We start from the raw sequence: 23745 nt of genomic DNA, 5'->3' as shown, positions 1-23745 counted from the left end.
AAACATCTGATACTTCAGTAGCTCTATGGTTTTTGCTGAAATTTACAAGTTTATTTCCTGTTTTGCTTTTTATCCAACAGCATGAAAACTTGTTTTTTTAAATTGCTTAACTTTAAAATTAGTATCAGCGAATAAGTATTGTGGTATTTTTAAAACTCTTGTCTTTTTTGATGCTGCTATTTTTTAATTACAGCGCCTTCTGCATCAGTGTAAATCGTATACATATTGTCACTCATCGAAATTTCAAGTTTGTATTCTTTCTCTTCGTTTGTATATGCTTTTTCTAATTTGGCAGCTGGAAATGAGTTTTTAAGAGTGTTCAATACAGCTTCTGGCACTGAATCGATGGCAACTTCTTTATATTCATCTTGAATATGTTCAATTTTGTTTGTTGGAATTGTAACTAGGGTGTTTGCAGTAATAGCAGTCATTGTACATAGTAAAATTGCTGCCGATAAGATTAACTTTTTCATTTTTTTCATTTTTAGATTAACTATTGATTATTTTTCTAACCATTTTCCGTTAGCGTCAACGTGCAGAGTTTCTTCTTTGTCACCTACTTTTACCTCTAGTTTGTATTCGCTGTTTTCGTTGACATAAGCTTTGGTGATCACAGCTTCTGGATACACTTTTTTCAAGGATTCTGTAACTGTAGATGGAACTTCTTCAGCTTTGATTTCTTTGAATTCTTCAGCTATAATAACTGATTTTGCTGTGAATTCTGTATTGCTGATAGGAGTTGCAAATGTTGATAAACTTCCTAATACAATTGCTGCTGATAAGATTAACTTTTTCATGATATTTGTTTTTTATTTATTTATAATTGTTTGTTTTGTTATTTCAGGATTCAATTAGTTTTGGATCCATTTTCCGTTTTCATCGGCGAATAAGGAACCTTCTCTGTCTCCTACTTTCACATCAAGTTTGTATTCTTTTTTGTCGTTGATATAAGCTTTGTTAATTACAGCTTCAGGATAAGCTTTTTTCAAAGCTTCGGTTACTGCGGCAGGAACTTCTTCGATTTTTATTTCTGTTTCTGTTTGCGAAGTTGCAGTTGCCTCTGTGGCTGTTGAAGAAGGAGTTTGTTCAGTAGGAACAGTATTTTGATCTTGCATTTGTTCTTGTGCAGATAGAGTTGATAAGCTTCCTAAAACGATTGCTGCGGATAAGATTAATTTTTTCATGATATTATTTTTAATTGTTAATGTTTTACGCTTTAGTTAATGAAATTATTGTGCCGTAATTTTTTTGAAACAAAAGGCATTTATAAGTAGTTGATTTAGTGGTGTTTATTTTTAATATGCTTCTTTTAGTAATGTGTAAGGCTGTGTAAAATCTGTTTGAAGTGTGTAATTTTTACCCATTTGAGATGAAATTTTAAGGCATAAAAAAAGCTACACAAATTGTGTAGCTTAGTTATTGGAAGAATAATTTAGGTGATTATTCTTTATGTTTCATTTTAAAAGAATCCATAAATGCAGTAGTATAATTTCCTGCTATGTAATCTGGATGGTCCATTAATTGTCTGTGGAAAGGAATTGTTGTTTTGATTCCTTCGATTACAAACTCATCTAAGGCTCTTCTCATTTTGCTAATTGCTTCCTCACGGGTTTGAGCCGTAGTAATCAATTTTGCAATCATAGAGTCATAGTTTGGAGGAATGGTGTAACCTGAATAAACGTGAGTGTCTAAACGTACTCCGTGTCCACCTGGCATATGCAAAGTTGTAATTTTTCCTGGTGAAGGTCTGAATTCGTTAAAAGGATCTTCAGCATTGATACGGCATTCGATAGCGTGTAATTGAGGTAAGTAGTTTTTACCAGAAATAGGCACACCTGCAGCTACTAATATTTGCTCACGAATTAAATCGTAATCAATTACTTGTTCTGTAATCGGGTGTTCGACTTGGATACGCGTATTCATTTCCATGAAATAGAAATTGCGGTGTTTGTCAACCAAGAATTCTACAGTTCCAGCTCCTTCGTACTTGATGAATTCCGCCGCTTTTACAGCAGCTTCACCCATAGCTTGACGTAGTTCGTCAGTCATGAATGGAGAAGGAGTTTCCTCAGTTAATTTTTGGTGACGTCTTTGTACCGAACAATCTCTTTCAGAAAGGTGACAAGCTTTACCAAATGAATCTCCAACGATTTGAATTTCGATATGTCGAGGTTCTTCAATTAGTTTTTCAAGATACATTCCGTCATTACCAAAAGCGGCAGCTGACTCTTGACGAGCACCTTCCCATGCTTTTAATAAATCTTCTTCTTTCCAAACTGCACGCATTCCTTTACCTCCACCACCTGCGGTAGCTTTAAGCATTACAGGGTATCCAAATTGTTTAGCGATACTAGCGGCTTCTTCGTATGATTCTAAAATACCTTCAGAACCTGGTACACAAGGAACTCCAGCAGCTTTCATTGTAGCTTTAGCGGAAGCTTTGTCTCCCATACGGTCAATCATCTCTGGAGCAGCTCCGATGAATTTGATACCGTGTTCTTGACAGATTTTAGAAAATTTAGAGTTCTCAGACAAAAATCCGTATCCTGGGTGAATTGCATCTGCATTTGTGATTTCTGCAGCAGCAATGATATTTGACATTTTCAAATAAGACAAGTTGCTAGGAGGTGGTCCTATACAAACCGCTTCGTCAGCAAAACGAACGTGCAAACTGTCTGCATCAGCAGTGGAGTAAACAGCCACTGTCTTAACTCCCATTTCTTTACAAGTTCTAATAACACGAAGTGCAATCTCGCCTCTATTTGCAATTAATATTTTTTTAAACATATTTTTTTAATTAGATAATTAGACATTCTGTCAATTAGACAATTATGAAGAAAGAAAAACTTCTAACTCCTAACTTCTAACTTCTAACTTAATTAAGATGGGTCAACTAAGAATAATGGTTGGTCAAATTCAACTGGAGACATATCGTCAACCAAGATTTTTACGATTTTACCTGAAACCTCTGATTCAATTTCGTTGAATAATTTCATTGCTTCAATGACACAAAGAACATCTCCTTTTGCGATAGAATTCCCAACTTCCACAAACATAGGTTTGTCTGGAGAAGGTTTTCTATAAAAAGTTCCAATGATTGGAGATTTAACAGTAATGTATTTAGACTCTTCAGCTGCTGGAGTGGCAACTACTGGTGCTGCTGCAACTGGAGCGGCAGCTGCAGGAGCAATTACCTGGTGTACTGGAGCTTGTGGAGCTTGTTGTACGTAAGTTGTTTCTGTGGTGTTTCCTTCTAAAGTAGTTCGGATTGTGATTTTTACATCATCCATTTCCAACTTAACTTCTGCAACTCCTGTGTTTGAAACAAATTTGATTAGGTTCTGAATTTCTTTTAAATCCATAATTGGTCTATTTTTAGTTTAAATTTATTTTTTGTCGTATGCCCATTTTAAGTAAACAGACCCCCAAGTGAATCCTCCACCGAAGGCTGCAAAAATAATTGTATCTCCTTTTTTAAACAAATGTTCAAAATCGCTGATTACAAGAGGTAAAGTTGCTGATGTAGTGTTTCCGTATCTTTCGATATTCATCAATACTTTTGATTCCTCTAATTTCATTCTATTCGCTGTAGCGTCAATAATTCTTCTGTTTGCTTGATGTGGAATTAACCAATTAACATCTTCGTTAGTAAGGTTATTTCTTTTTAGAATTTGTTCGCTAGCATCAGCCATGTTGGTAACTGCGTATTTGAATACTGTTTTACCATCTTGCATGATGTTGTGTCTATTATCGGTAACAGTTTGCAAAGTGGTAGGTACTAGAGAACCTCCAGCTGGAATTTTAAGAAAATCACGGCCAATACCGTCGCTTCTTAAATATTCATCTTGCAATCCTAGTCCTTCGAAGTTTGGTTCAAATAAAACCGCACCTGCTCCATCTCCAAATATAATACAAGTTGTACGGTCAGTATAATCTACAATAGATGACATTTTATCGGCACCGATTAAGAGTACTTTTTTATACCTTCCAGACTCTATGTAAGCTGCGGCAGTTGACATACCGTATAAAAAACTGGAACAAGCTGCTTGTAAGTCGTAAGCAAAAGCATTTGTGGCGCCAATTTCAGTGGCAACATAAGCTCCTGTAGCCGCGACAGGCATATCAGGTGTTGCTGTGGCCATAATAATCATGTCTATTTCTAGAGGATTAATATTGCCCTTAGCTATTAAATCTTGCGCTGCTTTTATTGCTAAAAATGAAGTTCCTTTGTCTTCATCTTTAAGGATTCTTCTTTCTTTAATTCCAGTACGAGTGGTAATCCACTCATCATTTGTGTCAACCATTGTTTCTAGAACTTTGTTTGAAAGCACAAAGTCTGGAACATAAGATCCGACAGCGGTTATTGCGGCGGTCATTTTATTCATTTTATTTACTATTTTTTATCAAATGTTGCCATCTGAAAAAATGTTTAAAAGGTTTGAAAAATACAAAAAAAAATCTAAACCCATTGTTTTAGAGCTTCTTATTTAAGGAAAATTATAAACAACAAAAAAAACTCTCACCAAGTGAGAGTTCAAATATCATCTATAAAAAAATGCATTAAGCAAAAGTAGCTTCTGACTTGTCAATAACAACTTGCCCTCTGTAGTACATTTTACCTTCGTGCCAGTAAGCTCTGTGGTATAAATGTGCTTCACCTGTAATAGGACAAGTAGCGATTTGTGCTACAGTAGCTTTATAATGTGTTCTTCTTTTATCTCTTCTTGTTTTCGAGATTTTTCTCTTAGGATGTGCCATTTTACTATATTATTTATCCGTTAATAGTTTTTTTAATTTGTCCCAACGTGGGTCAATGTCTTCTGTATTTTCTTCTTTGTTTTCTTTTTTCTCTTTGATTGCTAATTCATTCAATCGTTCAAGAGCTTCGGATTTTAAACTTCCGTCTTTTACTCCTGGGTGTACGCGTCTTTGTGGGACGGATAACACAATCATTTCATAAATATACTGTGCGATATCTATTTCAAACTCTCCGAAAGGCAAAATAAGTAATTCTTCGTTGTCATTGTTGAATTCTTCTCCAAATCGAACAATTAACTTCATTTTTCCTTTGATGGGTAAATCAAAATCTTCACCAGTAAGGTCACAAGGCACGTTAATAGTTCCTTTGTGTTTGAAATTCAATTCGAGCATGTTGCTTTGTTTCTCAAAAACAACGTTTACTGTAATGTTTGAATTTTGATATTCATCATAATCAAAGATTTCAAAGAACGCGTTATTTATTTGATACTCAAAATGATGTTTTCCTGTCTTTAATCCTACGAATGGAATTAAATAATCTTTTGTCTTACTCATTTAAACAAAATTTTGCCACATTCCGAAGCTTCGGAACGGGAGTGCAAAGATATAAAATTATTATAAACCTAATAAAGTTATTTATCTTTTTTTAGTTATTGCTATTTTTCTTTTACTTTTAGGGGATTTTTGGTCATTTCTTCGTGCTGAATTCTTGAACGATAGATGTCTATCGCAAGGTAAACGGCTTCTTTGAATGAATTAAAATCGGCTATTCCTTTTCCTGCAATGTCGTAAGCGGTTCCGTGGTCAGGTGATGTTCTTACTTTGTTTAATCCCGCAGTGTAATTTACTCCTTTTCCAAATGACAAAGTTTTGAACGGAATCAATCCTTGGTCGTGATAAGTTGCAATAATGGCGTCGTATTTTTCATATTGACCGCTTCCAAAAAAGCCATCAGCAGCAAAGGGGCCAAAAACTAGGGTTCCTTTGTTGAATATTTTTTCCAATGTTGGTTTTAATATCGCATCGTCTTCATTGCCAATTACACCTCCATCACCACAATGTGGATTTAGTCCTAGTACAGCAATTTTAGGTCTAATGATGTTGAAATCTTGGATTAGGGATTGTTTTATAGTTTCAATTTTCTTTTTTATTAAAGCTTCGGTTAGGTGGTTTGAAACTTGGTTCAAGGGAACATGGTCTGTTAGTAATCCAACTCGCAGGTTGTCTTGTACCATTAGCATCAGAGCATTGCCTTCTAGCTCTTGATTAAGGTAGTCCGTGTGTCCAGGAAACTTAAATTCCTCCGATTGGATGTTGTACTTGTTTATGGGGGCTGTGACTAATACGTCAATTTGGTCTTCTTTAAGAGCTTTCGTGCTGGCTACAAAAGATTTGATGGCGTATTCGCCTACTTTATCGTCGTTAGTACCAAGGTTTAGGTCTACGCCCTCTTTCCAAACATTGAGTACGTTGATTTTTCCGGGGATAAGTTGGTCTATTTTATCAATTCCATGCAGAGCAACAGTAGTTTCTAGATTTTTTTTGATAAAAGATAAGATTTTAACATTGGCAAAAATAACAGGAGTGCATAGTTCAAGCATTCTAGAATCCTCAAAAGTTTTCAGTACCACTTCGCTTCCAATACCGTTTAAATCTCCAATTGAAATTCCTACGATTATATTTTCTGCTTTTTTCATCATGACCTCAAGTTATTTATTGCTAATTTTGAAGTGCAAATTTAGTAAAATAAAACAAGAAATGTTTACAGGTATCATAGAAACCCTTGGGGTGGTTCAGGAAATAAGAAAAGAAAAAGATAATATTCATATAACAATGGATTCTTCTATAACGAATGAATTGAAAATTGACCAAAGTGTTGCTCATAATGGTGTTTGTTTGACGGTAGTAGAAATCAAGGGAAATAGTTATACGGTGACCGCAATTGACGAAACAATTCAAAAAACCAACTTAGGAGATTGGAAAACAGGAGATCAGGTCAATTTAGAACGTGCAATGAAATTGGGAGACCGTTTGGATGGGCATATTGTTCAAGGTCATGTTGATCAAATAGGGACTTGTGTTGCTGTTGAAAATGCTAATGGGAGTTGGATTTATACCTTTGAATATGATGAAACGCTGAATAATATCACTATTGAGAAAGGATCGATTACTGTAAATGGGGTTAGTTTGACTGTGGTGAATTCTAAGAAAAATCAATTTAGTGTTGCTATTATACCTTATACTTACGAACATACTAATTTTAATAGTTTTAAAGTGGGTGCAAAAATTAATCTTGAATTTGATGTAATAGGAAAATATGTTTCTAGATTGTATTCAATAAAATAAAAACAGATTGTGTTTTTAAAAAAGAAAGTCTTTGGTTTATCCCAAAGACTTTCTTTTTATTTCATATTTATAGATGTAGTATATTCCTAATAAGATAGCAATAAGGAATAGCCAATAAAGCCCCTCGTCAATTGGAAGTCCTGGAGGGGATGGTGGTCTTCCTGTGGGGGAGGGTGTAGGCGGCCCCTTGCCTTTGTCTTTGTCGTTTTTGGCAAAGATTTCCATTATCCCAATAAGGAAAGCGATAAGTGGATAAAATTTGTTTAAAGCGACTCTCATAATTTTGTTCAAAAATAGTAAAACGTATTTTAAAAAAATAAATTTTCGGTATTGATTGTCTGTTTTGAAATGGTATTTTTAAGTCAAAGTAACGACAATGAACGGATAATATATAGATTTTTCCAATTTTAACTATAAAAAGAATATTTTTTCGTTAAAATGCATAGAAAATGAGTAATAACAAAAGCCTGTTGTTGTTTTCGTTTAAATGTAAATAAGGCTTTAATGTATTGGTTTCTCGTATTTCTAGTGTTAGTATTTACGTAAAATAGATGTTTTCGGTTTTGTTTTATTCCTTTTGGCAGTTTTTATATGTAAAAAAGCCTTGTAAAGTGTTAGTTTACAAGGCTTTTTAAACTTAAGATGTGGTCCCACCTAAACTACATTGTTGAATTTTTGATAAAAAAAAGATTTACGATTTTTATATTATAAAGTCAAACTGCTAAATTCATATGTAAGGTTTTTTTTCTTATTTTTGACTAAAACAATATTGTTATATAAGCAATGCTGTTTTTATAAATGGATTCATAACAATATAAAAAAATGAAAAATGGGATTACTTACTAAAACAGAACTTCATTACAAAGACTACTCTTGGACAGCATTAGCAGGAGACAATCCAAAAATTTCAGGCGCACCTGACAACACTTTATTAAACAGAAAAGAAGGGTATGAAATTTTATATTTTGTAAATAAATTTTCAGAAACTTATAACTTTAAAAATAAAAGCTCAGCTCACAAAGTTGAAAAAATGATTCGTAATGATGTTCCAAGCAACATCCATAGCCAAATTAATATTAAAGATTGGATTGTGAAAAACTGGAATAACACTACCTTTTCAAATTAAGCAATCTTATTCTAGGGTCCCTTTTACCAATTATATATCCAAATTATAAACAAAATTATAAACCTCAATTTATTTGGGGTTTATTTTGTTTTAAAAACCTTAAATCAAATAATACTGAAAATGAAAAATCCTTTCATCAAAAGAAAAATAAAAGACGAATTAAGCGACGATAATAATGACTTAAAAAATGGCTTAATTATATTCTTATCCATCATTATATTTTGGTTTTTTTGTGGCATAGGATTTAATTTAATAAGAAAAGAATGGGTGAAATCTATTGCAAAAGATGACGTTTTTGAAGCAATTAACTCTCTTTTTTCAGGATTAGCATTTGCAGGATTAATCTATACTATAATACTTCAAAGAAAAGAACTGTCATTGCAGAGAAAAGAACTAAAAGATACTAGAGATGTATTTCAAGAACAAAGTTCATTAATGAAATTTCAACAAAAAGTTAATGTTTTTTTTCAAATGATTGAAAATCATAGAGGCGTAGTAAAATCATTAAACACAACAATTAAAACATACAAAAACAATCCTGAACTCACAAGAAGTGAAGAAATTGAAACAAAACGAGAAGGATACGAAGTCATTGAAGACAAAATAAATCAAATTAATAATATCCTGCTAACTTCAAGTTCAATACATATTAGCAAAAGTGGAAATTTTAATTATTTTTCACAAAAACATCCATCAATTTTAAAACATAAATATAAAGATTTAGACAATATTTACACAAGTCTAAAAATGATAATTGAATTTATTATTACTCAATTAGAAAATGACACTACATACCATAAAATATTTTATAATGCAATTTCAAAAAATGAAAAAATAATCATTGGAATCTATTCAAATTTCTTTGAAGAAAAGGAAAACCAAATAGTGTCCAAAACTAATTTTTCATATTTAGAAGAATATAATCAAGCTGGGTATAAAACTATAATAGGATTAAAATTGCCCTATTTAAATTTAAATTTAGAGCCATTAAAATTGGAGATTAATTTTGATATTACATCGATAAATTTACCTAAACTAGTATTAACAAACCCTTCACAATACCAAATCAAACTAAAAGAAATTATTGTAAACAAAATTGAAAAAACAAAACCACCTTTCCCACAAGATGATTACTCCAAACAAGAAGAATTTTTAAGATTACCTTTTAATCTAATTATAGATTCGAAAGTCAAAACGAATATCGCTTTAGATGAATTACTTCTAAGTTATATTTTTAACGAAGAATATTCAAAATTGACAAATAAAGTAGAATTGACAAAAGAGGACTTAAAATTATTAAGTGCATACTTCATAGAAAAAAAGACCTTAAAATTAATTTTAAACATAGAATATAAAGAAGAAATTTACAATATTGACTTAATATTCAGATGTCATTTAAGTTCATATGCAAACAAATATCAAATTATTTTCTCTATTCAATAAATTACTGTTTAAAAAACTTTGACAAATAATACTAATTCAAACCAAAGATTCGTCCCCTTATTCGTCCCCTGAAAACAAAAAAGCCTCTACATTGCTGTAAAGGCTTGATTTTAAAAGTGGTCCCACCTGGGCTCGAACCAGGGACCACCTGATTATGAGTCAGGTGCTCTAACCAGCTGAGCTATAGGACCGGTTAAGAGTTTGCAATATTACTACTATTTTTTGTTTGCTCCAAATATTTTTCAATTAGTTTTATCGCCTTGTACAATAATAAATAATTGTAATTTAAAATTAGTTGATGTCGTGAATGTTAGAGGGCTACTTGTTTATTTCTTGGCATAATTCAATCAGGACACCATTGGTGTTTTTCGGGTGTAAAAAGACGATTCGTTTGTTGTCAGCGCCCTTTTTGGGTACTTCATCAATAAAAACAAAACCTTCTTTTTTCAATCTTTCAATCTCTACTTCTAGGTCCATGACTTCAAACGCGATATGGTGAATGCCTTCTCCTTTTTTTTCGACAAATTTAGCAATCGCACTCTCAGGATGGGTAGCTGCCAGAAGTTCAATTTTAGTTGAACCCGTTTTAAAGAAAGTAGTCAAAACCTTTTCGCTAGTCACTTCCTCTGTTTTATAAGCTGCTACGCCTAATAATTTTTCAAAAAGCAATTGGGATTCGAACATGTTTTTTACAGCAATTCCAATATGTTCTATTTTCTCCATCATGGGTACTAGATTAATCCCTTAGTTGTAATACAAATTTACAAAATAAAAGGCGCTTTGAATACTATTAGAAAATTTAATTGGCCAAGCTATAATAATGAGTTAAAAATTTCAATTCCGGTAAATATAATTGTTATTTTGTATCCTTTAATTTTGATAACTCATGTTCAAATCTAATTTTGTCGCTTTTCTTATTGTATTGACTTTGTCCCTTATAGGATGTGCTAAAAGAGGGAGTATAACAGGTGGTCTAAAAGATACCTTAGCACCAGTATTAAAAAGTAGTTACCCTAAAAATTTTAGCACTAATTTCAATGTGAAAGAGGTGAAACTTACTTTTGATGAATATATCAAACTAAAGGACCTTAACAAACAACTCATCATTTCCCCTCCAATGAAGCAGGAGCCTTTAATTCTGCCTACGAATGCTAGTAAATATTTGACAATTAAAATTAACGATACTTTACAACCCAATACCACTTATAGTTTCAATTTTGGACAGAGTATTGCAGACTATAATGAAGGCAATCCGTTAAATCAGTTCAAATACGTTTTTTCGACAGGTAACTATATTGATTCTCTTTCTTTAGGCGGAAAAATTAAGGATGCTTTTGAAAAAGAACCTGATAATTTCGTTTCTATTATGTTATATGAAAGAAATGAAAAATTCAATGATTCGGTTGTTTTTAATGAAACTCCAAGATATGTTACCAATACCTTAGATAGTTTGAAAACCTTTCGCCTTGAAAATTTAAAAGCAGGAAACTATCTTTTGGTAGCCATTAAGGACAAGAATAAAAACAACAAATTCAATCCCAAAGAAGATAAAATAGGTTTTATCAAACAGGTTGTTTCAATTCCTAATGACACCCTATATGAGTTGGAATTGTTTAAAGAGGTATTGCCTTTTAAAACTTTTAAACCTTCACAGGTTTCAGGGAGTAAATTGCTTTTAGGATATGAAGGGAAGCAGGATTTTACGCTTGTAAAACCAAAAGTAGCATTGAAAAACGGAACCGCAATTGTGCCTAGCATTGTCACACAAGTGTCCAAAAAAGATTCCCTGCACATCTGGTATAAACCTATAAAAGCAGATTCTTTAAACGTTGCAATTACTAGAGGAGATTATAATCAAAAATATACCATTCGTATTAAGGACCAAAAGAAAGATACTTTGACTGTCTTAGCACTTCAAAGCGGAAATTTAGGCTTTAATGAACGTTTTACTATTGAAACAGCTACTCCTTTGGTGAAAATTGATGCGTCAAAAATGAGTTTAACTAATGCAGCAAAAGAAAAAGTGGAATTTAAAACCGAGCATGACGAGTTTCATCAAAAAATATTTTTTGATTTCAAAAAGTCACCCTCTGAAAAATACAATTTAAGTATTTTGCCTGGAGCCCTAACTGATTTTTTTGACAAACAGAATGACAGTCTCTCCTATAATTTAAATACGCGTGCTGTAGAAGATTATGGAAACTTACGCATCCAATTACAGAATGTAAAAAAATTTCCAGTAATAATCGAACTCACTTCTTCTAATGGAGAAGTTAAGGCCGAAGAATACAGTACTGGAGCTACAACTATCGATTTTAATTTAATAGAGCCTTCTTTGTATACAGTCAGAATCATTTATGATGACAATAAAAACAAGCGATACGATACAGGTAATTATTTAGCCCAACAGTATTCTGAAGAAGTGGTTTATTTGTCCAAAGAAATTGATGTACGAGCCAATTGGGATGTAGAGCAGGTTTTTGATGTCAGTTTGCCTTACGTTCCAGAACCTAAAAAGAAACCTGCCAAAAAGAAAAGTGGTTTTTAATCTTTGATTTCAAAAACATCACGGTCATTTAGAAAATTAAAACGCTGACGTGTTTGTGGTACCTGATTTTGCTGTAGCGTAGTTACTAAAGTGGTTTCAGTTTCTAGTGGAGTAAGAACATAGTCTCCTGTAGGGCCTATAAGTTGAGAATGACCGTTATAAACCATGCCGTTTTGATCTTTCCCTATGCGATTAACCCCTATGGTATAGCATAAATTTTCAATGGCACGAGCACGCAACAAACTATCCCAAGCCAGAATTCTAGGTTCAGGCCAGTTGGCCACATAAATTAGCAAATCATAATTTTCAATATTCCTAGAGAATACAGGGAAACGCAAGTCGTAACAAACTAACAGGCATATTTTCCAGCCCATATATTCTAGAATTAATTTCTGTTTTCCCGGAGTATAAATTTTTTCTTCGCCTGCCAGCGTAAACAAATGGCGCTTGTCATAGAACTGAATTTCGCCTGAAGGAAATACAAAAAGCAAGCGGTTGTAAAAATTACCATTTTCAGTAATTACAAGACTTCCTGTAATGGCACAGTGTCGCGATTTGGCTGTTTTTTGCATCCATAGTACAGTTTTGCCTGTCATCGTTTCGGCGACTGCGGCAGGATTCATCGTAAAGCCAGAGCTAAACATTTCAGGTAAAACAATCAAGTCAATGTCCAACGCTAATGCGGCAATTTTTTCCGTAAATACCCGTCTGTTTTCTTGTGGATTTTCCCAAACTAATGCTGATTGTATCAAAGCTACCTTCATTCCTGCGATTTTTGATAAAGATAAGAATTCTGTTTGTAAAATTTTAAGGAGCAGTTTGATTGTGATTTCAACAACGCCTCGTCCCGCTATGCGTTGCAATCTCTAGTTTTTGCTGTCGCAACACTAGAGGATTTTCACTTCTATCGGGGCTAGGGACTAACTGTTGTTTTCATAGTAAAATCATTTTAGAATTAATTTTAAATGAAATAAAATCGGTCTAAATTATGTTTTAATTTTCTTTAATCTCTTCGGGTATTTTTCTAAGTTATCAATTCTCGTTACAATTCACTAAATTTGCCATCAAAATAAATCCAAATGAGTAACATTAGAATCACAAAGCAATTTAATTTTGAAACTGGACATGCCCTTTATGGTTACGATGGGAAATGTAAAAATGTACACGGGCACAGTTATAAATTGTCAGTAACAGTAATGGGAAGTCCTATTACGGATCGTTCTAATGTAAAGTTTGGAATGGTAATCGATTTTTCAGACTTAAAGAAAATTGTAAAGGAGGAAATTGTGGATCAATTTGACCATGCCACCGTTTTTAACCAAACGACTCCTCATGTTGAATTGGCTAAAGAGTTGGAATCTCGTGGTCATCATGTTATTTTGGTAGATTACCAACCCACAAGTGAGAATATGGTCATTGATTTTTCTAAAAGGATTATCAGTCGTTTGCCAGCAGGAATTGAGCTGTTTTCATTGAAATTACAAGAAACAGAATCTTCCTTTGCAGAATGGTTTGCAAGCGACAACCAATAATCATAAACTGATAATTTTTCTTCATGCGTTTAGCTAATAACAAAAAGATATATTTTGCTTCAGACCAACATTTTGGTGCTCCAACACCAGAGTTGAGTCGACCAAGAGAGCAGAAGTTTGTAGCTTGGTTAGACGAAATCAAAGAAGATGCAGAAGCTATTTTTTTATTAGGTGATTTATTTGATTTTTGGTTTGAATACAAAACCGTAGTACCTAAAGGTTTCGTTCGTGTGTTAGGTAAACTGGCCGAAATTCGCGATAGCGGTATTCCTATTTATTTCTTTGTAGGGAATCATGACTTATGGATGCGTGATTATTTTCAAACTGAACTGAATATTCCAGTCTATTACGACAACCAAGAATTTACCTTTTGCGGAAAAACCTTTCTTATAGGGCATGGAGATGGTAAAGGCCCCGGAGATTTAGGGTACAAACGTATGAAAAAAGTTTTTGTACATCCGTTTTCTAAATGGCTTTTTGGCTGGTTACATCCTGATATTGGCGTTCGTTTAGCACAATATTTATCAGTAAAGAACAAATTAATCTCGGGTGAATCTGACGTGAAATTTCTTGGAGAAGATAAGGAGTGGTTAATACTCTATGCCAAACGAAAGTTAGAAACCAAACATTATAATTACCTCGTTTTTGGTCACCGTCATTTGCCGATGATTCGGTCAGTGGGTGAAAACGCAGAATATGTAAATTTAGGTGATTGGATCACTTATTTTACTTATGGTGTTTTTGATGGTGATAATTTTGAAATCAAAAAATACGACTAATTTCTACTCGTATCCCACAAATATTTTTCCAACTCAATTTTGAATAAGGTAGTAGTTATCAAATTATTCATTTGTATTAATTCATTGATGGACATTGCTAAATCAACTTCTTGAAAGGGTGTTTTGAGCAAATACTTGGTGCAATTGTTTTTTAGGTCACAATCGTCACAACAATAATTTTTGTGGATGCTATCTTCAATCAAACATTTGAAATCCGCGAGTTCATTTGGATTCAATTGCAAACCTGTTTCTTTAAAAACGAGTTGAATTTTATCTCTTAGCAATTGGTCCTCAGTTTTCCAGTAAAAGGAAACGCCAAATTCATTTTGATATATAGGTTGTATTTCTTTCATCATTTCAGGTCTTTGACACAAATATATGAAAAACCTGTTATTTAGAATGAATAAAAATAAAAAAAACTTAAAGTTAAATCTGTAGTTTAAGCTGCTCTTTGGCTGTTTTTATGATTGAATCGGCGTCGTTGGTATTGGTATTTACGGCAATACTACCATTGCCATAAGGACCGTACTTGCGTTCATCTGTTACTGAAAACAAACCTAATACTGGTGTTTGTGAGGTGCTGGCAAGGTGCATGATTCCGCTGTCGGCTCCTATAAATAAAGAAGTGTTAGCAATAAAGGCCGCAATTTCTCTAACGTCTTTACTATAAAAAGTAGGTGCTTTGAAATCGATTTGCGACACATTTTCAACGGGTAAAACTTCTACAATATTATTGTCTGGAAATGATTGCACTAGTTTTTCATACAAAGGATTCCACCAAGCTGGAGGATAACATTTTGTCCCTGTTGCAAATGTAAAGATGCAAATGGTTTCCCTTTCTTTAGGGACAATGGTATCTAGAATGTTTTTAGCTTGAGCAATTTCAGTTTCACTAAGTTTGATATTCAAAGTAGGTACAGGCTGGTTTGAATTCGGATGACCTAACTGTTCTAAGTAATGTCTAAACTCGTAAACTGGGAATTTTGCAAAGTGGTTATAATCGGGGAATTTGTTTTTTACAATTTCATTTTCTTCTCCAAAAAACTTGAAATTGGAATTTGCAAACTGAGTAGATAAACGACCAGAGGAGGAACCTTTATCAATATTAAGAACCAAATCGTAGTTCTTTTTTTTCAATTTGAACCAAACTAAGAAATATTTAATGAGTTCGTTAAATGGTTTTCGAGGTAGAATAATATAATTGTCAACTGCCTTGTAATTTGTAAAAATGATGGGAGCAAGTCCGCCTCTCACAAATAAATCAATTTTACAATCAGGAAAGACTGCATTGATTTCTTGTACTAATGGCGTAATGAGCAAAAGATTTCCTAATCGATGATTGGGACGGTTGATTAAAACATTTTTGAAAACCACTTTTGAATTCGGATCGATATTTTGATTTCCTTTCGTTGTGCCAATATACTTAGTTAATCCACGCGTTATTTTTCGTCGAATTATATTGATTTCTGTTTTAAAGCTCATATTGTGGTTTTTTAAATACCAAGAGTATTTTGAAATAATTATGGCAAAGGTATAGAATTGATTTTATTTTAATCGCTGCAGAGAAAGTAATCGCATTAAGCTATTTCTTCTTTCAGATTGATGTCCTCATTTAAGTCCAGTTTCCTAAAAGTTGGAGAAACTAAGCCTGTTATTATTACAACTAATAATGTCATGCTTCCACCAAAAACGACTGCAGTAACGGTCCCCATTAATCGAGCGGTTAACCCACTTTCAAAAGCTCCTAATTCATTGGATGAACCTACAAACATAGAATTTACCGCCGATACTCGACCACGCATATTATCTGGAGTTTTCAAGAAAAGAATCGTTTGACGGATGACTACTGATATACCATCAAAGACACCGCTTAAAAACAGTGCTAAAAGCGACACCCAGAAAATGGTGGAAAGGCCAAATACGATAATACTCACTCCAAAACCAAAAATAGCAGCGAGTAGTTTAATTCCGGCATTTGTGTTCAAAGGAACATAAGCGGTAACGAGCATGGTTAAAAAAGCGCCCACTGCGGGTGCGGCTCTTAAAAATCCAAAACCTTCTGGACCAACTTTTAGGATGTCTTGGGCAAAAACAGGTAATAAGGCCACCGCTCCTCCAAAAAGTACGGCAACCATGTCAAGCGTGATGGCTCCCAAAACAGTTTTATTGTTGAATACAAACTTGATTCCTTCTCCCAAACTTTGCATAACTGGTTCACCGATTTTAGGGTTCAATATTGGTTTCGCTTCTATTTGGGACAAAGCCAATAAAGCCACAATGGAACAAATAAATACGGCACACATCGACCAGTGTACACCAATTAAGTGAATTGAAAATCCCGCTATCGCAGGCCCTACGACGGAACCAATTTGCCAAACGGAACTGCTCCAAGTAGCGGCATTGGGATACACTTTTTTCGGGACGATTAAAGACAATAGTGAAAAAATAGTTGGACCAATAAAGGCACGTACAAGTCCTCCTAAAAATACCATGAAGTAGATGGCATATAGAACGGTTTCTGTTTGGTAATCTGCAATTACGGCAGGCCAAGTGAGTAAAAACAAACCAAAACTAATGACTGAGAAGGCCAAAATACATTTGAGTAACATATTTTTTTTCTCTTTTTGGTCCACGATGTGACCTGCAAAAAGTGCCATTGATACTGCTGGAATTACCTCCATTAATCCTATTAATCCTAAGGATAAAGGGTCTTTGGTGATGCTATAGACCTGCCATTCGATTACAATAAATTGCATGGACCAAGCAAATACCATCGCAAATCGAACTAGTAAAAAGGTGTTGAATTCTTTGTAACGTAAGGCTTCGTAAGGGTCTTTTTTTATTTTTTCAAAACTCATGCTCTAATATCTTTTAATCGTAGTTGTATGCTTGTATTTCCGTTCCACTCGTTTTCATCGATGCAGTATGCCGCATCAAAGTTTTTTTGATGGGTTACTACATCCATTTTGTTGCCCAATCCAAAGCCAATGGCAGCAAAACCTGCACTTTGATTTTGTTTCACAAACAATCGAAGGTGTTCGTTGTCTTTGCCCATTGGTTTGCCGTAACCAGTGTCTTTAACGTTTTTACTTAAAAAAACAGGTGTCATATTTTGTGGGCCAAAAGGTTCAAATTGCTTTAATATCCGAATAAATTTTGGGGTGATATCCTTAAAATCAATCTCGGCATCAACTTCAATTTCTGGAATTCGTTGTTCGGGTAAGATGGTTTCTTGCACTTGTTTCTCAAAGGCCATTTTGAACTTATCGTAGTTCTCGGCTTGCAAAGTCATTCCTGCAGCATACATATGTCCGCCAAATTGCTCCAAATGTTCAGCACAAGCTTCCAAGGCATTGTAAACATCAAACCCTTTTACAGAACGGGCAGAGGCGGCATATTTTTCGCCACTTTTGGTAAACACCAAAGTCGGACGATAATGGGTTTCTATTAATCGAGAAGCCACAATTCCAATAACGCCTTTGTGCCAATCTTCTTGAAAAACAACAGTTGAAAAACGTTCTTCTTCGTTATTGGCAACAATTTGGTTCAATGCTTCTTTGGTAATTTGTTGATCTAAACCTTTACGGTCGGCATTGTATTTTTCAATTTCAGAAGCAAATTGCTGGGCTTGTTCAAAATCAAATTCGGTTAACAATTCCACCGCATGATTGCCATGTTTGATGCGTCCTGCAGCATTAATTCGGGGTGCTACAATGAATACCACATCGGTTATATCCAGTGTTTTCTTTTTGACTTGATGTGTCAAAGCTTTTATTCCCGGTCTTGGATTGGAATTAATTACTTGTAAACCAAAATGTGCCAAAACTCTATTTTCGCCCGTCATAGGAACGATATCCGCAGCGATTGCCGTTGCGACTAAGTCGAGATACGGAATCAAATCGTTTATCGTTTGTTTTCTATTAGCTCCTAAGGCTTGAATTAATTTAAAGCCCACACCACAACCACAAAGTTCGTCATAAGGGTAGGAGCAATCGTTGCGTTTTGGGTCTAAAACGGCTATTGCTTCTGGTAATTCGTCTCCAGGTCTGTGGTGATCACAAATAATGAAATCAATATTTTTAGCTTTGGCGTAGGCCACATGTTCAATCGATTTGATGCCGCAATCCAAAGCGATGATTAGTGAGAATCCATTGTCTTCAGCATAATCTATTCCTTTGAAGGAAACGCCGTAGCCTTCCAAATAGCGATCCGGGATATAGGTGGCAACTTCTGAATAATAGGTCTTTAGGTAGGATGAAACTAAAGAAACAGCAGTTGTGCCATCCACATCATAATCGCCAAAAACCAGAATCCTTTCTTGATTAGCAATAGCTTGTTCAATTCTGCTCACTGCTTTATCCATATCTTTCATCAAATACGGATCGTGTAAATGACTTAATGACGGACGAAAGAAAGCTTTGGCTTCTTCAAATGTTTCAATGCCACGTTGCACTAATAAAGTCGCCACAATTTCTTCAACATTCAAGGTTTGAACCAAATGTTGAATTTTATCTGGAGAAGGTTTTGGTTTTAGGGTCCAACGCATCTGTTTTGGGATTTAGGATTTTTGACTTACGATATGGACGTAAATAGTTTATTTTAATTCCAATGCTTCAGCTTCAAACTGAATCCCGTCCCAACCTGAAACCATGAAGTTTCGGATGTTTTGGTGATTAGTTCCTTCAGGATCTCCTAAAACTTCGTCAAAATAATAAGCGCCAAAACAAGTTAAAGTTTGTTCTTGCGTTAAATTATTTGCTTTTGCAAAAGCAAATAATTTGCAAGAGCCTGAATTGGTTCCTGCGGCATTGTGTGTATTTCCGTTTTGAAAAGCGGTAGGCGTAAAATTGTAATTTTCCTCAATTACTGCCATAGTATCGGTAAAGGCTATTGATTTAGGATTTGAATTTAGTTGGCTGATAAATGCTGCTATTGTCATAATTGTTATTTTATTCTTCGTCTTTTTGATATTTACTTTTTTTAGGTTCTTTGATAATGGTTTTGCCTGCTACTACCACTACAATTTCACCTCTTGGGGCTGTTTTTTCAAAGTGTTGCAATACTTCACGAGCGGTACCTCGAACGTTTTCCTCATGTAGTTTTGATAATTCACGGGAAACGCAAATTTGACGGTCTTCGCCAAAGTACGTGATGAACTCTGCTAAAGTTTTGACTAGTTTGTGTGGAGAAACGTAGAGAATTATCGTTCGGGTTTCCTCGGCTAATTCTAAATATCGGGTTTGTCTTCCTTTTTTTTCAGGTAAAAAACCTTCAAATACAAATTTGTCATTGGGTAAACCGCTGTTCACCAAAGCAGGAACAAAGGCCGTTGCGCCCGGTAAGCATTCTACTGCAACACCATTTTCGATACAAGCCCGAGTTAGTAGAAAACCAGGGTCAGAAATGGCAGGAGTTCCCGCATCCGAAATCAAAGCAATGGTTTCGCCAGCTTTCATTCGAGCAATTAAATTTTCGATGGTTTTGTGTTCGTTATGCATGTGGTGGCTGTACATATGAGTGCTAATTTCAAAATGCTTTAACAGTTTTCCGCTAGTTCGGGTGTCTTCAGCAAGGATTAAATCGGCTTCTTTGAGTACTCTAATAGCTCTGAAAGTCATGTCTTCCAGGTTGCCTATTGGAGTAGGGACAATAAATAATTTAGCCATGGTATTGCAACGTTGGGTTTTTAAATGATTATTAGCCACAAATTCATGAATAGCATGAATTTGTGGCTAATTTATTTTTAGTGATAGGGAGAGATTATAAAAATTTCTTTTCTATGATTTCCATGAAACGTTCTTCATAATCGGCTTTTCCTTTCCAGTCATTGTAATCAGGTTTGACCATTTCATCGATGAAAGCTTTAGTTTCATAAAAGTTGTCAAAAGTCATGATCTGACTCATTACACGGTTGTAATCTTCTCGGCTATTGCCAAAAAGATGTTTTACAAAAGCGATTTGATCATTCAAGTCAATTTCAATTCCTTTAGAGAATTTATCATTTAATGAAACAACTTTGGCAGCTGGTTTTTCGACTACTGATTGTGTTTTGGTAGAACTGCTTATTTCTTCCACTAGAGTTGAATTGTTTACTTTTTCAAATACAGGTGAAGGAGTAGGTACAGGTACGTCGTCTACTTTTACGAATTGCGGTTCATTGTAATCGCCTCCTAATAAATCTTCAAACGAAATTTGGATGGCTTCTGCTTTTTTTACTGCTTCAACCTCAATCTTTTCTTCAACTTCTTCTTCGTTTTCTTCGGTTAAACTAAAATGAGGTTCAAACGCTGGTGGCGTTATTGGTTCTGTTTCTGTTTCTAGAATAATTTCATCTTCAGCTACTTCTGTTATTGCAACTGCTTCAATTTTTTCATCTGCCACAATATTAATTTCATCTTCTTCTGGAGCATTAGTCGTTACTTCGACGGCAACAATTACTTCCTCTGCAGTTGGAGTTTCTGTGATAGTTTCTTCAGTGCTATTTTTATCAACAATATTTGTGCTTGTAACTGTTTCTACAGCTTCATTTTCGTAGAAATTTTCAACATCACTCACAATGGTAGCCCGTCCAATAGTTGGTTTAATGTCTCCATATTGTTCTTCAACAAATCGTAAAACGGCTAACTTTTCATATAGTTTTTGGGTTTCCAAAAACAATTGGTTTACATCAGATTTGTTTTTTAGTTGTAATATTCGGTGTGCAATGCTTATTAAATCGGCTTCCAATCTTTTTTTCATAACAGTAGAATTATAATATATGGCGAATGTTGAACAGTTAGTTTATCTAAAAGGATACGGTTTTAATGGAGGTAACTTCCATTAATTGATAAAAATTTTCTACTTTTGAGATGCTACAAAAGTACAAAATCTTAAGTGCTTTTTATTAAAGTACAAAGTAATAAAAACTATTCATTTTTTAAGTAAGAAAAAAATAAAATGTTTCTCGAAAATACAGTAAATCATAAAGAGCAGTTTGGTTGGATTGAAGTGATAAGTGGTTCCATGTTTTCGGGTAAAACAGAAGAATTAATCCGCCGTCTCAAAAGAGCCCAGTTTGCTAAACAAAAAGTGGAAATCTTCAAGCCGTCGATAGATACCCGCTATCATGAGGAAATGGTGGTTTCACATGATGCGAATGAATTCCGTTCTACACCTGTTCCTGCAGCGGCAAATATTGCGATTTTGGCACAAGGTTGTGATGTAATTGGAATTGATGAAGCACAGTTTTTTGATGACGAAATTGTCACAGTTTGTAACGATTTGGCCAACCAAGGGATTCGTGTGATTGTAGCGGGATTAGATATGGATTTCAAAGGCAATCCTTTTGGTCCCATGCCTGCTTTAATGGCTACTGCTGAATATGTGACTAAAGTTCATGCTGTATGTACCCGAACAGGAAATTTAGCGCATTATAGTTTTCGAAAAAATGATAATGACAAATTGGTAATGCTAGGCGAAACTGAGGAATACGAGCCATTGAGTCGTGCTGCTTATTATCAAGCGATGCGTGAAACCAAAGAGATTTAGCTCTGATAAAAATAAAACCATTAAGAAATTAAGTTTCATTAAGTTCATTCTTAATTTTTCTTAATTTCTTAATGGTTTATAAATTTAAAACCCAAAGGGTTTTAAATCTTCTTCCTCATTCTTGCTACAGGTATGTCTAATTGTTCCCTGTATTTGGCAATAGTCCTTCGAGCAATTGGATAGCCTTTTTCTTTGAGTAATTCGGCTAATTGATCGTCGGGATAGGGTTTTTTCTTGTTTTCTGCTTCGATGATATTCTGCAGTATCTTTTTGATTTCAAGCGTAGAAACATCTTCACCTTGATCGTTTTTCATGGCTTCGGAGAAAAATTCTTTTATCAACTTCGTTCCATAAGGTGTTTCTACGTATTTACTATTGGCTACACGAGAAATAGTTGAAATGTCTAAGCCTACTAAATCTGCAATGTCTTTTAAGATCATTGGTTTCAATTTAGTCTCATCACCTTCTAAAAAGTATTCCTCTTGATAGTGCATAATGGCATTCATAGTGACATATAATGTTTCTTGACGTTGTCTGATAGCGTCTATAAACCATTTGGCGGAATCCAATTTTTGTTTGATAAATTGTACAGCGTCTTTTTGATCGTTTGATTTATCGCGAGAATCTTTGTAAGTACGCAACATGTCTTGATAATCCTTAGAGACGTGTAAAGATGGGGCATTTCGACCGTTGAGTGTCAGTTCGAGTTCGCCGTCCACAATACGAATGGCAAAATCGGGAACTACATTTTCTGTTACTTTATTGTTTCCTGTAAAGGAGCCTCCTGGTTTGGGGTTCAAACGTTCGATCTCGTGAATGGCTTTTTTAAGTTGTTCTTTTGAAACACTGTATTTTTGAATCAGTTTGTCGTAATGTTTTTTGGTAAAAGCATCAAACTGGTTTTCTATAATATCAATGGCTAAATCTACGTATTCAGTGGGAGTGCGGTGTTTTAGCTGCAATAACAAACATTCTTGTAAATCACGAGCGCCTACACCAGAGGGCTCTAGTTCATGAATCACATGAAGCATTTTTTCAACCATTTCCTCATCAGTGTAGATTCCTTGTGTAAATGCCATATCATCAACCAAGTCCGAAATGCTTCTGCGGATATAACCCATGTCATCAATACTTCCTACTAAGAATTCAGCTATTTGCCGCTCGTCATCTTCAAGGATAAACGTATTGAGTTGATTGATTAGATCTTGATGAAAACTGATAGAAGCTACAATGGGTGATTCGCGGTCATCATCGTCGTCACTGTAATTGTTAGCTTGGGTTTTGTAATCAGGAGTATCGTCATCACTCAGATACTCGTCAATATTGATGTCATCAGCTTCAATTCTGTCTGAATCATCGTAGTCATCGTAATCATCGTTTTCAAACTCGTCGTTGTCGTAATTGTCTTCTTCGCTTCCAGATTCTAGGGCTGGATTTTCATTCATTTCTTCTAACAATCGCTGTTCAAAAGCTTGCGTAGGCAATTGAATTAACTTCATCAACTGAATTTGCTGTGGAGATAATTTTTGGGATAATTTTAAATTTAAGAATTGCTTTAGCATTTTTATTGTTTAACTGTTTAGTTGATTAATCGGTTAAGCGTAGTTAACGATAATATATCAACTCATCATTTTAAGAAAAAATTAATTTTAGAAATCAGTATTTTATTCATCACTTATTCGTGAT

The 23745-nt window shown here is 34.4% G+C and carries 27 protein-coding genes and 1 tRNA gene; 7 read left to right on the top strand and 21 right to left on the bottom strand.

Translation table 11 applies throughout. The features are described from left to right. Nucleotides 1-176: 176 nt before the first annotated feature. From ACNH59_RS04670 to pdxA, 9 genes are all read right to left on the bottom strand, one after another. Nucleotides 177-473: a hypothetical protein gene (locus ACNH59_RS04670; protein ID WP_418264270.1), complete on the bottom strand. Its 297-nt coding sequence runs from the start codon at nucleotides 471-473 to the stop codon at nucleotides 177-179. Between the two features lie 27 nt (nucleotides 474-500). Then, complete coding sequence (locus tag ACNH59_RS04665; RefSeq protein WP_418264269.1) at nucleotides 501-797, bottom strand: hypothetical protein; 297 nt, start codon at nucleotides 795-797, stop codon at nucleotides 501-503. Between the two features lie 54 nt (nucleotides 798-851). Next, nucleotides 852-1184 carry a hypothetical protein gene (locus ACNH59_RS04660; protein ID WP_418264268.1) on the bottom strand — a complete coding sequence of 111 codons (333 nt, stop codon included), beginning with the start codon at nucleotides 1182-1184 and terminating at the stop codon, nucleotides 852-854. A 256-nt stretch (nucleotides 1185-1440) separates the two neighbouring features. Further along, nucleotides 1441-2787 carry an acetyl-CoA carboxylase biotin carboxylase subunit gene (accC, locus tag ACNH59_RS04655; RefSeq protein WP_418264267.1) on the bottom strand — a complete coding sequence of 449 codons (1347 nt, stop codon included), beginning with the start codon at nucleotides 2785-2787 and terminating at the stop codon, nucleotides 1441-1443. A 92-nt stretch (nucleotides 2788-2879) separates the two neighbouring features. After that, nucleotides 2880-3362, bottom strand: a complete 483-nt coding sequence (accB, locus tag ACNH59_RS04650) for an acetyl-CoA carboxylase biotin carboxyl carrier protein (RefSeq protein ID WP_418264266.1) — start codon at nucleotides 3360-3362, stop codon at nucleotides 2880-2882. 24 nt (nucleotides 3363-3386) lie between these two features. Further along, nucleotides 3387-4385 (bottom strand): beta-ketoacyl-ACP synthase III, encoded by a 999-nt coding sequence (locus tag ACNH59_RS04645; RefSeq protein ID WP_418264265.1) that lies wholly within the window; start codon nucleotides 4383-4385, stop codon nucleotides 3387-3389. A 175-nt stretch (nucleotides 4386-4560) separates the two neighbouring features. Next, nucleotides 4561-4758, bottom strand: coding sequence for a 50S ribosomal protein L32 (rpmF, locus tag ACNH59_RS04640; RefSeq protein ID WP_073242095.1), 198 nt, complete (start codon nucleotides 4756-4758; stop codon nucleotides 4561-4563). 9 nt (nucleotides 4759-4767) lie between these two features. Continuing rightward, a complete protein-coding gene (locus tag ACNH59_RS04635; protein WP_418264264.1) occupies nucleotides 4768-5313 on the bottom strand; it encodes a YceD family protein in 546 nt (181 codons plus the stop codon). A gap of 101 nt (nucleotides 5314-5414) precedes the next feature. Beyond that, nucleotides 5415-6458 (bottom strand): 4-hydroxythreonine-4-phosphate dehydrogenase PdxA, encoded by a 1044-nt coding sequence (gene pdxA / locus ACNH59_RS04630; protein ID WP_418264263.1) that lies wholly within the window; start codon nucleotides 6456-6458, stop codon nucleotides 5415-5417. A 58-nt stretch (nucleotides 6459-6516) separates the two neighbouring features. On the opposite strand from pdxA, the gene ACNH59_RS04625 reads away from it, so the two are divergent. Then, the gene (locus ACNH59_RS04625) at nucleotides 6517-7104 is read left to right on the top strand and encodes a riboflavin synthase (RefSeq protein ID WP_418264262.1); all 588 of its coding nucleotides are present in this window, start codon (nucleotides 6517-6519) and stop codon (nucleotides 7102-7104) included. 36 nt (nucleotides 7105-7140) lie between these two features. Here the strand turns inward: ACNH59_RS04625 and ACNH59_RS04620 are convergent, their stop codons facing one another. Beyond that, complete coding sequence (locus tag ACNH59_RS04620) at nucleotides 7141-7383, bottom strand: hypothetical protein (RefSeq protein WP_418264261.1); 243 nt, start codon at nucleotides 7381-7383, stop codon at nucleotides 7141-7143. 550 nt (nucleotides 7384-7933) lie between these two features. Here ACNH59_RS04620 and ACNH59_RS04615 point away from each other — a divergent pair. Together ACNH59_RS04615 and ACNH59_RS04610 are read left to right on the top strand one after the other, a co-directional pair. After that, complete coding sequence (locus ACNH59_RS04615) at nucleotides 7934-8230, top strand: hypothetical protein (protein ID WP_418264260.1); 297 nt, start codon at nucleotides 7934-7936, stop codon at nucleotides 8228-8230. 120 nt (nucleotides 8231-8350) lie between these two features. After that, nucleotides 8351-9673 (top strand): hypothetical protein, encoded by a 1323-nt coding sequence (locus ACNH59_RS04610; protein WP_418264259.1) that lies wholly within the window; start codon nucleotides 8351-8353, stop codon nucleotides 9671-9673. A gap of 117 nt (nucleotides 9674-9790) precedes the next feature. Here ACNH59_RS04610 and ACNH59_RS04605 read toward each other — a convergent pair. Together ACNH59_RS04605 and mce are read right to left on the bottom strand one after the other, a co-directional pair. Further along, a tRNA-Ile gene (locus ACNH59_RS04605) sits at nucleotides 9791-9864 on the bottom strand. A gap of 127 nt (nucleotides 9865-9991) precedes the next feature. Then, a complete protein-coding gene (gene mce / locus ACNH59_RS04600) occupies nucleotides 9992-10399 on the bottom strand; it encodes a methylmalonyl-CoA epimerase (RefSeq protein WP_418264258.1) in 408 nt (135 codons plus the stop codon). 160 nt (nucleotides 10400-10559) lie between these two features. On the opposite strand from mce, the gene ACNH59_RS04595 reads away from it, so the two are divergent. After that, nucleotides 10560-12221 carry an Ig-like domain-containing protein gene (locus tag ACNH59_RS04595; RefSeq protein WP_418264257.1) on the top strand — a complete coding sequence of 554 codons (1662 nt, stop codon included), beginning with the start codon at nucleotides 10560-10562 and terminating at the stop codon, nucleotides 12219-12221. On the opposite strand, the gene ACNH59_RS04590 is transcribed toward ACNH59_RS04595, so the two are convergent. Next, entirely contained in the window at nucleotides 12218-12985 is a 768-nt protein-coding gene (locus ACNH59_RS04590) for an amidohydrolase (RefSeq protein WP_418264256.1), read from the bottom strand. The two genes, ACNH59_RS04595 and ACNH59_RS04590, sit on opposite strands and share 4 nt — an antisense overlap. Nucleotides 12986-13300: 315 nt before the next feature. On the opposite strand from ACNH59_RS04590, the gene ACNH59_RS04585 reads away from it, so the two are divergent. Then, complete coding sequence (locus ACNH59_RS04585; RefSeq protein WP_418264255.1) at nucleotides 13301-13753, top strand: 6-pyruvoyl trahydropterin synthase family protein; 453 nt, start codon at nucleotides 13301-13303, stop codon at nucleotides 13751-13753. A gap of 23 nt (nucleotides 13754-13776) precedes the next feature. After that, a complete protein-coding gene (locus ACNH59_RS04580; protein ID WP_418264254.1) occupies nucleotides 13777-14532 on the top strand; it encodes a UDP-2,3-diacylglucosamine diphosphatase in 756 nt (251 codons plus the stop codon). Here ACNH59_RS04580 and ACNH59_RS04575 read toward each other — a convergent pair. The 7 genes from ACNH59_RS04575 to ACNH59_RS04545 all read right to left on the bottom strand — a co-directional run bounded on the left by ACNH59_RS04575 (nucleotide 14529) and on the right by ACNH59_RS04545 (nucleotide 21270). Then, on the bottom strand, nucleotides 14529-14888 hold the full coding sequence (locus ACNH59_RS04575; protein ID WP_418264253.1) for a hypothetical protein: 360 nt from the start codon (nucleotides 14886-14888) through the stop codon (nucleotides 14529-14531). The two genes, ACNH59_RS04580 and ACNH59_RS04575, sit on opposite strands and share 4 nt — an antisense overlap. A 70-nt stretch (nucleotides 14889-14958) precedes the next feature. Further along, a complete protein-coding gene (locus ACNH59_RS04570; RefSeq protein WP_418264252.1) occupies nucleotides 14959-16014 on the bottom strand; it encodes a glycosyltransferase family 9 protein in 1056 nt (351 codons plus the stop codon). Between the two features lie 95 nt (nucleotides 16015-16109). Further along, nucleotides 16110-17390 carry an MFS transporter gene (locus ACNH59_RS04565; protein WP_418264251.1) on the bottom strand — a complete coding sequence of 427 codons (1281 nt, stop codon included), beginning with the start codon at nucleotides 17388-17390 and terminating at the stop codon, nucleotides 16110-16112. Then, a complete protein-coding gene (recJ, locus tag ACNH59_RS04560) occupies nucleotides 17387-19078 on the bottom strand; it encodes a single-stranded-DNA-specific exonuclease RecJ (protein WP_418264250.1) in 1692 nt (563 codons plus the stop codon). The genes ACNH59_RS04565 and recJ overlap by 4 nt, the downstream gene beginning before the upstream one ends. Before the next feature lie 48 nt (nucleotides 19079-19126). Beyond that, nucleotides 19127-19471 carry a HopJ type III effector protein gene (locus ACNH59_RS04555; protein ID WP_418264249.1) on the bottom strand — a complete coding sequence of 115 codons (345 nt, stop codon included), beginning with the start codon at nucleotides 19469-19471 and terminating at the stop codon, nucleotides 19127-19129. 10 nt (nucleotides 19472-19481) lie between these two features. Next, on the bottom strand, nucleotides 19482-20198 hold the full coding sequence (rsmI, locus tag ACNH59_RS04550; protein ID WP_418264248.1) for a 16S rRNA (cytidine(1402)-2'-O)-methyltransferase: 717 nt from the start codon (nucleotides 20196-20198) through the stop codon (nucleotides 19482-19484). A 94-nt stretch (nucleotides 20199-20292) separates the two neighbouring features. Beyond that, entirely contained in the window at nucleotides 20293-21270 is a 978-nt protein-coding gene (locus ACNH59_RS04545) for a hypothetical protein (RefSeq protein ID WP_418264247.1), read from the bottom strand. Between the two features lie 198 nt (nucleotides 21271-21468). On the opposite strand from ACNH59_RS04545, the gene ACNH59_RS04540 reads away from it, so the two are divergent. Next, entirely contained in the window at nucleotides 21469-22059 is a 591-nt protein-coding gene (locus tag ACNH59_RS04540) for a thymidine kinase (protein ID WP_418264246.1), read from the top strand. Between the two features lie 101 nt (nucleotides 22060-22160). Here ACNH59_RS04540 and rpoN read toward each other — a convergent pair whose 3' ends face one another. Continuing rightward, nucleotides 22161-23621: an RNA polymerase factor sigma-54 gene (gene rpoN, locus ACNH59_RS04535; RefSeq protein ID WP_418264245.1), complete on the bottom strand. Its 1461-nt coding sequence runs from the start codon at nucleotides 23619-23621 to the stop codon at nucleotides 22161-22163. Nucleotides 23622-23745: the final 124 nt, after the last annotated feature.

Source organism: Flavobacterium faecale (assembly GCF_048320115.1).
Lineage (GTDB): Bacteria > Bacteroidota > Bacteroidia > Flavobacteriales > Flavobacteriaceae > Flavobacterium > Flavobacterium faecale_A.
This window is presented reverse-complemented; position numbering and strand designations above follow the sequence as displayed.